This is a genomic window from Streptomyces cucumeris (assembly GCF_024295805.1).
Taxonomy (GTDB): Bacteria; Actinomycetota; Actinomycetes; order Streptomycetales; family Streptomycetaceae; genus Streptomyces; species Streptomyces cucumeris.
In genome coordinates, this window is the sequence record NZ_JANCLX010000034.1 from 86,523 (window position 1) to 99,408 (window position 12,886).

A 12,886-nucleotide genomic window follows, 5' to 3' on the forward strand; every position below is an offset into this window, starting at 1 on the left:
TTCAGCGTGTGCCGCCCCGAGAGGTTCCGGCGCCGCCCCCTGCCGACTGCACACGCTCGAGTCTGGTCCATCCCGTCCAGCCTCGCTCCTTCAGCAGCTCGATCAACCGAGCGGCCGACGGCAGATTGGCGAACACCCAGGTGTCCATGAGGTCGACGAGCTGTGGTTCGAGGTCGGTGTCGTCGATGTAGTCCTCTCCCCGCTCGTCGGCCAGCCGAATGAAGCACGCGGAGGCCCGGTCGGCCAGCTCAATGAGGCGTGGGTCGTCGTCGGGCCGGTCCAGTGCCTCGCCCAGCGCGAGATAGAAGTCGACGAACGGCGGATGGGCGAGCTGCTCCATCTTGCGTGCCGCCCACTCCGGTACCCGCTCGGGTGAGCGCGCGGCCAGCGGGATCCAGCCATCCCGTTCGGCCTGGACGATCCGCTCATCGACCCCCAGCGCCCGCAGCCGGTCGAGAAGGACGACGACGTCCCGGGGCAACGCCAGATGGTCCCCGGAGGCGAGGCGGGCGATCCGCTCGCGGAGCCGCTGCCGCTCCCGTATCTCCGCCCGCAACCGCCTGTCGATATCCGCGACCGCCGCGACGAACTGCCCTTCCTCGGCGTGCAGCAGCTCCCGCACGCGTGCCAGCGGCACCCCGGCCTCGGCGAGGGTCCGGATCCTGATCAGCTCGACCAGCGCGGCCGCGTCGTATCTCCGATAGCCGGAGTGGTCACGCTCCGGTTCCGGCAGCAGCCCCTTGGCGTGGTAGTGCCTCACCGCGCGCACCGTCACCCCGGCATAGGACGCCAGTTCCCCGATGGTCAGCATGGGAACAGTCTCCTCGGGCCGTTCACGACCTCGCCCCGCCGGCCGGGCGGGGCAGCGTCCGGATGATGTCCGCGATGTCCGGAGCGTGAGTGAAGACCAGCCTGTGGTCGGCGTCGAGCCAAGTGGTGGAAACTTCTGGGAGCTCACGGACGAGCCGCTCGACACCTGCGCGCCAGAGCCGATTGCGCCACGCGGCACGGGCTTCCGCGCCGCCTCCGGCGATCGCGGTCGACATGATCATGTGAATCGGTCGGCGGATCCTTCGGTACCGGTGGAGGATCGCGGACCGCACCACATCGATCTCGATGCCGAGGCCGAAGATGTCCTCGGCGGTGAGGGCCACTTGGTGTGCACCGCCCTCGGCCGCTTCGGACTCCTGCCGGGTCGCCAGACGTTCCGCCATCGCGCGGAACTCCTCCAGGTCGGCCTCGGTGATGAAGGGCTCCGGCAGCGGGTTCGCCCCGTCGATCAGGACGAGCTCCGCCACGGAATCCGGACGCTCGGCCGCATAGTGCACGGCCAGATCCGGCTCATACCCGAAGCCGGGTACCGGCTGCACACCGTCGACATGATCCCCTTCGACCCTGCGCTCGGCGCCCGCCGCTTTCTGCTGCCCGCCGCGTTGATGCGCTGCGGAGCCCAGGTCCGGAACATCATGCGCGAGCAGGGAGCGCACATCGGGGTCGGCATGGGCGGCTATCCCAGCGCCCCCGTCATCGTGGGCGCGCGGCTCGCCGGGCTGCCGAGCCTCATCCACGAGTCCAACGCCGTTCCCGGCAGGGCCAATCGCTTCGCCGCCCGCCTCACCCCGCACATCGCGCTCGCCTTCGACCGCACCCGCGCACATCTGCCCTCCCGGGTGAACGCCGAGACCGTCGGCATGCCGATGGTCGGTCCGGTCGCCGCTCTGGACCGGCATGCCGAACGCGCGGCCGCCCGCCTCGCGTTCGGCATACCCGCCGGGGTGCGGCTGGTGGTGGTCAACGGCGGCAGTCTCGGCGCCGTACGCCTCAACGAAGCGGCCGTGGGCCTCGCCCGGCGGTGGCGGGCCAGGACGGACGTACGGCTGCTGCTGAAGACCGGCCCGGACGCACTCGACGAGGTGCGGTCCCGGCTCGCCTCCGAGGGCGGCGACCGGATCGCACACGCCGTGCCCTACCTCCACCGTATGGACCTCGCCTACGCGGCGGCGGATCTCATCGTGTGCCGTGCCGGCGCGGCGACCGTCGCCGAACTGGCGGCCACCGGTGTCCCCGCCGTCCTCGTGCCCTACCCCCACGCCCCGGGCGATCACCAGACCCACAACGCCCGTGTGCTCGCCGACGCCGGCGCCGCCCTGCTGCTGCCGGACGGCGAGACAACCCCGGAGAACCTGGCGGCGCTGACCGAGCCGCTGCTGAACGACCCCGCGCGGCTGGCCGCCATGGGCGACGCCGCCGATCCCGGCACCCACTCCCGGGCCGCCGACCTCCTGGCCGCCAAGGTGCTGCGGCTCGCCGAAGGGCCCGCACCGACCGAACCCCGTTTCCGTACGAAGGAGCACTACACCTCATGAACGATCCGACCGCATCGTCCTGGTCCGGCCGCACCGTCCTGGTGACCGGGGCCGAGGGCTTCATCGGCAGCACACTCGTCGATCTGCTCGTCGAGCGCGGCGCACGGGTCCGCGCGCTGGTCCACTACAAGCCGTACGGCGAGGCGGGGTACCTCGCCCACCACCTCGGTCCCGGCAGTCCCGTGGAGACGATCGCCGGGGACGTCCGGGACGCGGGCCGCGTGATGGACGCGGTGGCGGGCTGCGACACGGTGTTCCACCTCGCGGCGCTCATCGGGATCCCGTACAGCTACCAGGCGCCCGAGGCGTACGTGCAGACCAACGTCACCGGCACCCAGAACATCGCCGCGGCCTGCCACCGGTACGGCGTGCGCAGACTGCTCCACACCTCCACGAGCGAGGTCTACGGCACCGCGCTCACCGTTCCCATCGCCGAGGACCACCCCCTCCAGCCTCAGTCGCCGTACTCCGCCTCGAAGATCGGCGCGGACATGATGGCCCTGTCGTACGCGCACGCCTTCGAGCTGCCGGTCACGGTGGTGCGGCCGTTCAACACCTACGGCCCGCGCCAGTCCTCACGCGCGGTGATCCCCACGATCCTGGCCCAACTCCACGCCGGTGTACGGGAGATACGGCTCGGGTCGCTCACCCCCACCCGCGACTTCACCTACGTCACGGACACGGCCGCGGGATTCCTCGCACTGGCCGACTGCGATCGCGCGCTCGGCGAGGTGGTCAACCTCGGCACCGGCAGGGAGATCGCCATCGGCGACCTCACGGAGGCGCTGATCGCCGCCACCGGCCGGGACGCGCGCGTCGTGGTCGATCCGGCACGGCTGCGCCCGGCGGGCAGTGAGGTGCAGCGGCTGCTGTCCGACAACTCCCGCGCCCGGGAATGGGCGGGCTGGCGGCCGGAGGTCGGCTTGGCGGAGGGTCTGCGCCGCACCTCCCAGTGGGTCGCGGACCACTTGCACCGGTTCTCCGTCGAGCGCTACGACGTCTAGGAGCGAGGGCGCTACCCCCGCGACCGTTCCTGAGAAGCGGCTCGCCAGGCGGTCGGGCTGGTGCCGAACTCGTCGCGGAACCAGCGCGAGAAGGTGCTGAGCGCGGAGAAGCCCAGCAGTTCGGCGACCTGTGTGAGGGGCCGGGCATGGCTGCCGACGTACTGCTGGGCGAGCTGCGCGCGAATGGAGTTCAGCAACGAGGAGAAGGTCTCACCGGACCGCGCCAGGTGTCGATGGATGGTCTTGCGGTCGACGCCGAGGCTGTGGGCGACCTGCTGGAGTGAGCACCGGCCGGTGGGGAGCAGGGCCTCGATCAGATCGCGGACGCGGTCCACGTCGGCCGCGGGGCGGGGCGCCGCGATCGCCTCGAGGTACTGGCGGGCGTAGGGGCGCAGCAGTGGGTCGGAGAGCTGGTTCGGGGCGTCGAGGTCGCTTGCGTACAGGACGATGCCGTTGATGTTCTGGCCGAACCGGACCGCGGGGCCCAGGACGCGGTGGTGCGTGGTCGCGTCCCTCGGTGCGTCGTGGGCGAACAGCACGGAGACCGGCCGCCAACTGCTGCCGACGAGGTTCCGCACGTAGCGGTGGATGGCGCCGACGAGCAGCTCGGTGGTCTGGCGACGGCGCGGGGTGGGCAGGTCGAGGCCGAGCTGGATCGTGGCCAGGCCGTTCGTCTCGTCGATCCGGCTGTGCAGCGCCTCGTTGTGCAGATGCTGGTACCGCATGATCACTCCGAGCGCGCTGCGGACGTCCGGCTCCTCACGGGCGACGAGGCTGACCGGGCCCAGGACCGAGAGTCTGCGGCTCTCCGCGAGCCGTAGCCCGAAATCGTCGTGGCCGGTCTTGGCGGCCGAGAGCTCCATCAGGTCGGAGGCGGCGGCCACCGGGATCCAGGTGTTGGGGACGGCCAGATCGGAGGCGTCCAGACCCACCGAGGCGAGCAGCGCCGACAGATCGCCGCCCAGCGAGCGCACCAGCTCGACGTAGCCGGTGAGCACAGCGTTGCGGACGAGGAGCTTCATGTCCGGTGTACCTCCCGGTCGGGCGGCCGATGGGCCACGGGCAGTGCCACAAACTGTCAAGCAGTGTGCCACGTGAGGCAAAGCATCGGTGATGTCGCCGACCTACTCTTCCGTCACTCGCAGCGACATGGGGCGTGACCTGGAGGTGGACAGGTGGGCATGAGGAGATGGCCGGGGCACGGTGAACCACCGTTGGTTCTGGACGCGTCGGGCTCGGTCGCACATCTCGTGTCACGGCGCTACGCCTGGGGTGTGGCGCTGATGATCGTCGCACTGGCGGTGACCGACTACATCGACCGGCAGATCGTGGTGTCGACGTTCCCCTACCTGAAGAAGGAATGGGGGCTGTCCGACACCGCCCTGGGCGCCCTGGTCACCACCGTGTCGGTCACGATCGCCCTCTTCGCCCTCCCGGCCGCGCGGCTGGCCGACCGCTGGGGCCGGGTGAGGACGATCGCCGCGATGGGCAGCGCATGGAGCCTGGCCGCGCTGGCGAGCGCGGTGTCCGGGAACTACGCACAGCTCTTCGTCGCCCGCTCGCTGCTGGGCGTGGGCGAGGCGGGCTACGGACCGGCCGGGGCGGCACTGCTCTCCGGCTACTTCCCGCAGCGGCTGCGGGCGACCGTGCTGAGCGTCTTCCAGGCGGCGGGGCCGCTGGGCGCGGTGCTCGGGGTGGTACTCGGCGGTGTGATGGCCGAGCGGTTCGGCTGGCGGGTGACGCTCGGCGCGTTCGGTGTGCCGGGGTTGCTGCTGGCGGTTGTCTTCCTGAAGGTGCGCGACTACCGCGCTCCCGCCGTGTCCGGCGCGGACGGAGCGGAAGCAGCGGCCACGGCCGACTCCGGCGCGGGCGATGCGCTGACGGAGGACCGGGCGCATCCGCCGCGGCAGGACCTGGCGGCCACGGTGCGCGAGCTGTTCCGGTCGCGGACGGCCGTGTGGTGCTACCTCGGCGGTGCCTTCAACCTGGTGGTGCTGTCCACCCTCTACACCTGGCTGCCGAGCTATCTGGGCCGCGCCTACGGTCTGTCCTCCGCGCAGGCGGGGATGAAGGCTGCGCTGTTCATCTTCTCGGGTTTCCTCGGCGCGATCGTCTTCGGCCACGTCGCCGACCGGTGCGCGGTCCGACGCCCGCGGCGCAAGCTGATGGTCCCGGCGGTGCTCGCCGCGGCCGCGTGGGGACTGCTGTTCACCGCCTTCGGCGTGCTCAGCCCGGGCGGTGTGCAGTACGCGCTGATCGTGGTCGCCGGGCTCGCCGTGGCCGCGGCGCTCGGCACCGCCCCGGCCGCCGTGATCGACGTGGTCCACCCGAGCGTGCGGGCCACGGCGGTCGGGATGGCGACGCTGGTGCAGAACCTCTTCGGGCTGGCCATCGGGCCGGTACTCACCGGACTGCTGTCGGACGCCTTCGGCCTGGGGACGGCACTCGCGGTCATGCCCCTGTTCTGCCTCGCCGCGGCCGCCGTGTTCTGGCTCGGATCGCGCAGCTACGAGAAGGACTTCGCCGCCGTGTCCGGCGGCGGCCCGGGGGCGATGCCTCCGGACACCTACGAGATGGAGTTGAGCCGATGACCACGCATGACCCATCCACATCCGCCGCGGCGGCGGGGCGTCCGCCGACGCCCGTCGTGGACCGGATGCGGGCCCAGGGCGCCTGGAATCCGCTCTGGGACGGCCTGTCGGACATGGATCCGGTCTGGACCGAGCAGTTCATGGCGATGGCCATGGAGCCATGGACGAGCGGTGTGCTGGAGCCGAGGTTCATCGAACTGCTCTGCATCGCCGTGGACGCCTCGGCCACGCATATGTACGGGCCCGGTGTACAGCGCCACATCCGTGCCGCACTGGACCTCGGCGCCACCCCCGAGGAGATCCTGACGGTCCTCAAACTGACCACCCTGGTCGGCGTCCACGCCTGCAACGTCGGCGTACCGCTCCTGGTGGAGGAGCTCGCCGCACGCGAGAAGCACACCGACGAACCCAACTGACCCGGCTTCGCCATCCCGTTCACCCTCACACGGAGGCACGACATGCACTTCCTCGACGACTCACTGCTGCCCGAGAACCAGGAGAAGCTGGTCATCCAGGTCGCCCCCTACGGGCCCGAGTGGCTGCCGGGCGACAGCGACGACATCCCGGTGACCATGGACGAGCAGGTCCAGAAGGCGGTGGACTGCTACAACGCCGGTGCGCAACTGCTCCACATCCACGTACGCGAACTGGACGGCCGCGGCTCGAAGCGGCTGTCGATGTTCAACGAGCTGATCGGGCGGCTGCGCGAGGCCGTACCGGAGATGATCCTGCAGGTCGGCGGGTCCATCTCGTTCGCCCCCGAGAAGGAGGGCGACGCGGCGAAGTGGCTGGACTGGGACACCCGCCACATGCTGGCCGAACTCGACCCGAAACCGGACCAGGTCACCATCGCGATCAACACCGTCCAGATGAACGTGGTCGAGCTGCTGACCCAGGACGACATCGCGGGCACGTCCATACAGAACCCGCTGCTCCACAAGGCTTACCGGGACCTGGTGAGCGAAGCGGGCCCCGAGTTCTATCTGGAACACCTCAAGCGGCTGACCGCAGGCGGCATCCAGCCCCACTTCATGCTCGCCAACCTGCCGCAGCTGGAAACCGTCGAGAGGCTGATCCGCGCCGGTGTCTACACCGGGCCGGTCAACCTCAACTACGTGGCCATCGGCGGCGGTGCCTCCGCGACCCACCCGGCCGACCTCGTCGAGTTCGCCCGCCGGACCCCCGACGGCGCCGTGCTCACGATCGAGAGCATCATGCGCTCCACGCTCCCGATGAACGCCATCGCCATCGCGCTGGGCCTGCACGTCCGCGTCGGCATCGAGGACAACCTCTGGTCCCCGCGCAAGGAGCGCTTCACCTCCGTCCAGCAGGTCGAGCAGGTGGTCCGGATCGCCGATGAACTCGGCCGGGACATCGCCACCGCACAGGAGGCCAAGCGCATCTACCGGATCGGCGAGTACTGGACCGGCGCCGACGAGACGCTGGAGTACCTGGGCCTGCCGCCCAACCGCCGCCCCGGCGAGCGCGGTGTCCCACTGCGCCACCCGGCCCCCTCGCCGGCCGACGCGCTCGTCTGACGACCAGGACCGAACCGCACCACACGGCCGGGCCGCTTCCCCGCTCCCCTCGGGACGCGGCCCGGCCGTCTCATCCATGGACAGCACGGAGGCCAGATGCTCAACCTCGCCATCATGCTGGAGCACACCTCCCGGACCACTCCCGACCGCGACGCGGTGGTGTCCGGCGACCGCTCCCTCAGTTACGCCCGGCTCGACGCCGCCGCCAACCAGGTGGCCAACCTGCTGGTCTCCCGTGGAATCCGCCCCGGTGAGAAAGTGGCGCTGTCATGCCCCAACATCGTGGAATTCCCGGTCGTCTACTACGGGATCCTCAAAGCCGGTGCCGTCGTGGTCCCGCTGAACACGTTGCTCAAGAGCCGGGAGATCGCCTACCACCTCCGTGACTCCGACGCCCGCGCCTACTTCTGCTTCGAGGGCACCTCACAGCTCCCCCTGGGCCGCGAAGGCTGGGACGGCTTCTCCCGGGTCGACGAGTGCCGGGAGTTCTTCCTCATCACCACGGAGCCTGAGGAACCGCCTGCGGGCGGCCGGTCATCGGCCCCGAACCCGCCGCGGACGCTCGCGAGCGCGCTCGCCGGACAGAGCACCGAGTTCGCCACCGTCGTCACCAGTCCCGAGGACACCGCCGTCATCCTCTACACCTCCGGCACCACCGGGCAGCCCAAGGGCGCGCAGCTCACCCACGGCAACATGGCGCTCAACGCGCTGACGTGCCACAAGCTCTTCGGCGAGATCGAGCGGGATGTCCATCTGATCACCTTGCCGCTGTTCCATTCCTTCGGCCAGACCGTGCAGATGAACGCCGGCCTGGCCTCCGGTTCCACCCTGGTCCTGATGCCGCGGTTCGACGCCCGCGACGCACTGGCACTGATGCGCCGCGATCAGGTCACCTTCTTCACCGGGGTGCCGACCATGTACGGGGCGCTGCTCGACCACCCCGCCGCCGAGCCCGACATCGCGGCCATCACCGGACGGCTGCGCATCGCCGTCTCCGGTGGCGCGCCACTGCCCGTCGAGATCCACCGCCGGTTCGTGCGCCGCTTCGGCATCACCATCCGGGAGGGCTACGGCCTGTCGGAGACCAGCCCGGTGGCAACCTTCACCCCACCCGGGGCCAAGGCCAGACCGGGTTCGATCGGCACACCTGTATGGGGCGTCCAGGTCGAACTCGTACGCCCCGACTGGACCCCGGTCGGGCCCGGCGAGGTCGGCGAGATCGCGATCCGCGGCCACAACGTCATGAGCGGCTACTTCCGCCGCCCCGAGGCCACCGCCGAGGTGATCCGCGACGGCTGGTTCCGCACCGGCGACCTGGCCGGCCGCGACGAAGACGGCTGGCTCTACATCGTCGACCGGGCCAAGGACATGATCATCCGTGGCGGTTTCAACGTCTACCCGCGCGAGATCGAGGAGGTGCTCCTCTCCCACCCGGCCGTCAGCATGGCCGCCGTCGTCGGCGTCCCCCACCCCACCCACGGCGAGGAGGCGAAAGCGTACGTCGTCCCCGTACCCGGCACCCGGACCACCGCGGACGACCTCGTGGCCTGGTGCCGCGCCACCATGGCCGGCTACAAGTACCCACGCCTGGTCGAGTTCCGGCAGACCCTCCCCATGAACGCCACCGGCAAGATCCTCAAGCGCGAGCTGCGCACGGAATGACCACCGCTCTGAGCTCAGTGGTTCGCCCGTTCCTCACCCTCTGACACCGGTTTCGCCGCGGCCAGTTGATGGGTGATCTCCTCGGCGGTCAGCACGAGTGCGAAGCCCTTGCGCAGGACGGCGAGTTCGGGTTCCTGCCGGGACTCCTCATCGGTGGCGGTGACATCGGATCCGAAGACGACCTGGTAGCCGCGTTCATATGCCTGCCGGGCCGTGGTGCCGCAGCAGTAGTTGGTGAGCGTTCCCGTGACGATGACCGTGTCGCGGTCGAGGTTGCGCAGTATCGTGTCGAGCGGTGTGTCGTAGAACGCTCCGTAGGAGGGCTTGCGGATCACAACCTCGTCCGCGTGGCGGCCCATGGGGGCCCACACCTCGGCGGGGCCCGGCCGGCGCCAGTCGGTATCGGCGTGCGGGAGGAACCGCAGGGCATACGGGCGGTCCAGTCCGAGATGGGTGTCGTCGAAGATGGTCCAGATCACCGGAACGGAGGCGGCCCGGCATGCTTCGGCCAGTCGGCGGAGCCGGGGCGCCATCCGGGTGGCCGCGGGCACCCAGTAGGGACTCCAGCCGGGCCGGACGAATTCGTCCTGCATATCGATGACCAGCAGCGCCGCCCGTTCGGGCCGTACGTCGAACGATGCCCGGCCACGCTCGTAAGCGTCGTGCGCCCGCGCGGTCACCCATTCCTCGGTGTACGTCATCCCCGCCCCCTATATCGATTCGAGGTACCTCGGTTCGATGTGCGAGAGTAGCAGCATGCTCGAACTCGCGATCCTGGGATTCCTGGCCGAGGGGCCACTGCACGGCTATCAACTGCGCCACCGGATAGCCCACTTGTCCGGCCACGCCCGGCCGGTCAGTGACGGCAGCCTCTACCCGGCGATCAACCGGCTGGTCAATGCCGGGCTGCTCGACCGGCAGACCGAACCGGGCGCCTCGGCCGCCCAGCGGCACACCCTGAGCGTGACCGACACCGGCCACCGCGAACTACTGCGCCGACTGCGGGATGCCAACGGTCTGGACATCAGCGACAGCACCCGCTACTTCACGGTCCTGGCCTTCCTCTCCCTGCTGCCCGACACCGCTGATCAGCACGCGGTACTGCGCCGTCGGCTGGAATTCCTGGAGCAGCCCGCGAGCTTCTTCCATGACGGTGACCGGCCACTGAGCGCCGACGACACCGACGATCCCTACCGGCGCGGCATGCTGACCATCGCCCGCGCCACCAGCCGCGCGGAGAAGTCCTGGCTTCGCGAGGTGTTGGCCTGACACCGCGCCGACACCTCGCAGGCAGCCCCCGAGGCACGCCAAAGCGATGCCGGATTCTGCCTACGGCTGTTCCCACTCCCCACACGCGCTAGCGTCGGGTCTCATGATCGTATGGCTCAACGGCACCCACGGCGCGGGCAAGACGACGACCAGTGCGCATGTGCAGCAGCTGATCCCGGATTCGCGGGTGTTCGACGCCGAGAAGGTCGGCGAGACACTCATGGACATCACACCGAGCCTGCCCTGGACGGGAAACTTCCAGCACTGGCCGCCGTGGCGGCCGCTCGTCGTGGAGACTGCCCGCCACGTTCTCGACTACACCGGCGGCACCCTGGTGATGCCGATGACGGTCCTGGTCGAGCAGTACTGGCGGGAGATCAGCACCGGCCTCGCCGAACATGCCATTCCGGTGCGGCACTTCGTTCTGCACGCCGACCAGGACACCCTCCGTGGACGTATCGAGGGGGACACTCTGCTCGGCCCCTCCCCCTTCCGTCTTCAACACCTCGAGCCCTACGCCGAGGCGGCCCGCACATGGCTGCACGCCGAGGCCGAGGTCGTCGACACCACACACCTCACACCGGCCCAGGCCGCCCTGCAGATCGCGAAGGCCGTCACGGGGTGAGCCGCCCGGCGGCCCCGGCGGATGGACGCAGCGCCCTCGCCCGTGCGCCGGGGCATGGCGGAAGTGATGTCAACCCGTCACAGACCGGCGATGTCCCCGGCCCCCCGGGACACGGAGTCGAGCGCGTCCACGACGGCGTTGTGCCGCCTCGCGCGCGCCGCCCGCTCCGCCGGCACCAGCCGCGCGGCGACCTGCACGGCGTAGGCGTCCGGGTCACCGAAGGCAGTCCGCGGGTGCTCTCCCGTCTCCGCGTAGTGCGCCGTGAGCTCCTTGACCGCCTGGAGCACGACGGCCCGGTCCGCACCCGGCTGCATGGCCAGCCGGACCTGGAGACGCGCCATCCACTTCTCGCGGTCCTTCTCCCTCGCCTTTTCCGCCTTCTGGTCCTTCTTCGCCATGTGCTCTCCCGGGTGATCGGCAGCCGTCCGTCACGAAGTGGGACGTCAGAATTCCGCATCGGGTTGCGACAGCGGGTGCCGTCAGGCTCCCCGGCCCGGGGTGATCAGACCTGTCTCGTAGGCGAAGACGACGGCTTGGACGCGGTCGCGCAGGTCCAGCTTCGACAGGATGCGGCCGACGTGGCTCTTGATCGTGGTCGGGCTCAGGAACAGCCGGGAGACGAGTTCGGCGTTGCTGAGGCCCGTCGCGAGCAGGCGGAGCACCTCGAGTTCACGCAGGGTCAGGCCGGACAGATCGCGGTGCGGGGCGATGGTCCGCGGTCCGTCGCGCTTGGATGAATCCTTCGACACCTCGGGCGATGAGCTGGAGATCCACGCCGACATGGCGGACTTCCCATCGGCCGAGCCCAGTACGTTCCTCGTCGAGGTGAAGCGTGGTGTCCCGGCCGAGGAGTACGCCCACAGGCTCGCGGCGGCGGTGCGGCCGCTGGGCGGCGATGCCACGACCGTCCCCCCGGCGGAACAGAAGGGGGTCATCCTCATCATGGACGCGATGGCGGTGCTGCTCACCCTGATGCTGGCCTGCGTGGCCGGCCTCGGCGTACTCAACTCCGTCCTCCTCGGCACCCGAGAACGCGTCCACGCCCTGGGCGTCTGCAAGGGCGATCGGGGCGCGCCGTGGGCACCGGCATGCCGTCACCGGTCTCGATGTGTTCACGCTGGTCCACCTTCTCCTGCTGGGGCTGGGAGGCGTCGTGCTCGCGATGCTGGGCGCGCTGATCCCGGCCGGCTGGACGGCCAGGACCCGTACGGCAACAGCACTGCGCACCGAGTGACCTCGGGCGGCGCGCCACGCCGTCCGGTCGCCGTGGCGCGATTCAGGCGATGAGCAGACGCAGGCCGAGATCTGCCGCGTCGAGGTCGGCGAGGTCGCTGTTGCGCTCGGCCCACCGGCCGGAGGCGAGATCGTCGCCGAGGCTTCGCACCGCCCGCCGTTCGGCGTCCGGACCGACCCTCGTCCACACCGACATCGCACGGCGCACACGGTCCTCCAGATACGCTCCCGGCCGACGCCAGTACGCCTCGAACAGGCCGTCGGCGCAGTCCCAGGGAATGGGCACCGGCTCAGCGCGCGCTCCGATGGCGTCGGCCATCCCGGCGAGCGAGGGAAACCCCGCGAGCACGGCGGTGAACTCGGGCAGGTAGTCGCGGGTGAGCCAGAACCGGTCCTTCCATCCGGGCTCGTCGGTGTCGAAGGTGAGCACCACCACGCGGCGGGCCACGCGCCGCATCTCGCGCAGCCCCGCTAGGCCGTTTCTTACGGATCACCTCGCGGCCCAGATGTGGATGGCCGCGAGGTGGAGTGCGGCCTGGTAGACGGTTGCGGTCTTGTCGTAGCGCGTGGCGAGGCCGCGCCACTGCTTGAGGCGGTT

The 12,886-nt window shown here is 70.2% G+C and carries 13 protein-coding genes and 4 pseudogenes; 9 read left to right on the forward strand and 8 right to left on the reverse strand.

From position 1 onward, the window contains the following. Position 1: 1 nt before the first annotated feature. Complete coding sequence (locus tag NMK44_RS34215; protein WP_254750493.1) at positions 2 to 811, reverse strand: MerR family transcriptional regulator; 810 nt, start codon at positions 809 to 811, stop codon at positions 2 to 4. A 22-nt stretch (positions 812 to 833) separates the two neighbouring features. Next, positions 834 to 1,298 carry a hypothetical protein gene (locus NMK44_RS34220; protein WP_374215380.1) on the reverse strand — a complete coding sequence of 155 codons (465 nt, stop codon included), beginning with the start codon at positions 1,296 to 1,298 and terminating at the stop codon, positions 834 to 836. A gap of 33 nt (positions 1,299 to 1,331) precedes the next feature. Here NMK44_RS34220 and NMK44_RS34225 point away from each other — a divergent pair. Both NMK44_RS34225 and NMK44_RS34230 read left to right on the forward strand, forming a co-directional pair. Further along, a pseudogene (locus NMK44_RS34225) lies at positions 1,332 to 2,366 on the forward strand (UDP-N-acetylglucosamine--N-acetylmuramyl-(pentapeptide) pyrophosphoryl-undecaprenol N-acetylglucosamine transferase); the annotation flags it as partial. Next, a complete protein-coding gene (locus NMK44_RS34230) occupies positions 2,363 to 3,370 on the forward strand; it encodes an SDR family NAD(P)-dependent oxidoreductase (protein WP_254750495.1) in 1,008 nt (335 codons plus the stop codon). The pseudogene NMK44_RS34225 and the gene NMK44_RS34230, both read left to right, overlap by 4 nt. Positions 3,371 to 3,381: 11 nt before the next feature. Here NMK44_RS34230 and NMK44_RS34235 read toward each other — a convergent pair whose 3' ends face one another. Further along, complete coding sequence (locus NMK44_RS34235) at positions 3,382 to 4,392, reverse strand: AraC family transcriptional regulator (protein WP_254750497.1); 1,011 nt, start codon at positions 4,390 to 4,392, stop codon at positions 3,382 to 3,384. Positions 4,393 to 4,551: 159 nt separating this feature from the next. On the opposite strand from NMK44_RS34235, the gene NMK44_RS34240 reads away from it, so the two are divergent. The 4 genes from NMK44_RS34240 (at position 4,552) to NMK44_RS34255 (ending at position 9,161) form a co-directional block, all read left to right on the forward strand. Then, positions 4,552 to 5,961, forward strand: coding sequence for an MFS transporter (locus tag NMK44_RS34240; RefSeq protein ID WP_254750499.1), 1,410 nt, complete (start codon positions 4,552 to 4,554; stop codon positions 5,959 to 5,961). Beyond that, the gene (locus tag NMK44_RS34245; RefSeq protein WP_254750501.1) at positions 5,958 to 6,377 is read left to right on the forward strand and encodes a carboxymuconolactone decarboxylase family protein; all 420 of its coding nucleotides are present in this window, start codon (positions 5,958 to 5,960) and stop codon (positions 6,375 to 6,377) included. The genes NMK44_RS34240 and NMK44_RS34245 overlap by 4 nt, the downstream gene beginning before the upstream one ends. Positions 6,378 to 6,419: 42 nt before the next feature. Continuing rightward, positions 6,420 to 7,499 carry a beta-keto acid cleavage family enzyme gene (locus tag NMK44_RS34250; protein WP_254750502.1) on the forward strand — a complete coding sequence of 360 codons (1,080 nt, stop codon included), beginning with the start codon at positions 6,420 to 6,422 and terminating at the stop codon, positions 7,497 to 7,499. A 96-nt stretch (positions 7,500 to 7,595) separates the two neighbouring features. Continuing rightward, complete coding sequence (locus tag NMK44_RS34255; protein ID WP_254750504.1) at positions 7,596 to 9,161, forward strand: long-chain-fatty-acid--CoA ligase; 1,566 nt, start codon at positions 7,596 to 7,598, stop codon at positions 9,159 to 9,161. A gap of 14 nt (positions 9,162 to 9,175) precedes the next feature. Here the strand turns inward: NMK44_RS34255 and NMK44_RS34260 are convergent, their stop codons facing one another. Continuing rightward, on the reverse strand, positions 9,176 to 9,862 hold the full coding sequence (locus tag NMK44_RS34260; RefSeq protein ID WP_254750506.1) for a cysteine hydrolase family protein: 687 nt from the start codon (positions 9,860 to 9,862) through the stop codon (positions 9,176 to 9,178). Between the two features lie 55 nt (positions 9,863 to 9,917). On the opposite strand from NMK44_RS34260, the gene NMK44_RS34265 reads away from it, so the two are divergent. Continuing rightward, entirely contained in the window at positions 9,918 to 10,430 is a 513-nt protein-coding gene (locus NMK44_RS34265) for a PadR family transcriptional regulator (RefSeq protein ID WP_254750508.1), read from the forward strand. Between the two features lie 103 nt (positions 10,431 to 10,533). Next, a complete protein-coding gene (locus NMK44_RS34270; protein WP_254750510.1) occupies positions 10,534 to 11,055 on the forward strand; it encodes a P-loop nucleotide/nucleoside kinase family protein in 522 nt (173 codons plus the stop codon). 77 nt (positions 11,056 to 11,132) lie between these two features. Here the strand turns inward: NMK44_RS34270 and NMK44_RS34275 are convergent, their stop codons facing one another. Together NMK44_RS34275 and NMK44_RS34280 are read right to left on the reverse strand one after the other, a co-directional pair. Then, on the reverse strand, positions 11,133 to 11,453 hold the full coding sequence (locus NMK44_RS34275) for a hypothetical protein (protein ID WP_254750512.1): 321 nt from the start codon (positions 11,451 to 11,453) through the stop codon (positions 11,133 to 11,135). Between the two features lie 81 nt (positions 11,454 to 11,534). After that, positions 11,535 to 11,762: pseudogene (locus NMK44_RS34280) on the reverse strand (response regulator transcription factor); the annotation flags it as partial. A gap of 401 nt (positions 11,763 to 12,163) precedes the next feature. Between NMK44_RS34280 and NMK44_RS42255 the strand changes: the two are divergent. Next, positions 12,164 to 12,289 carry a hypothetical protein gene (locus NMK44_RS42255; protein WP_302888944.1) on the forward strand — a complete coding sequence of 42 codons (126 nt, stop codon included), beginning with the start codon at positions 12,164 to 12,166 and terminating at the stop codon, positions 12,287 to 12,289. A gap of 42 nt (positions 12,290 to 12,331) precedes the next feature. On the opposite strand, the pseudogene NMK44_RS34285 reads toward NMK44_RS42255, so the two are convergent. Beyond that, a pseudogene (locus NMK44_RS34285) lies at positions 12,332 to 12,763 on the reverse strand (MerR family transcriptional regulator); the annotation flags it as partial. A gap of 15 nt (positions 12,764 to 12,778) precedes the next feature. Next, positions 12,779 to 12,886 (reverse strand): annotated as a pseudogene (locus NMK44_RS34290) (IS5/IS1182 family transposase); the annotation flags it as partial.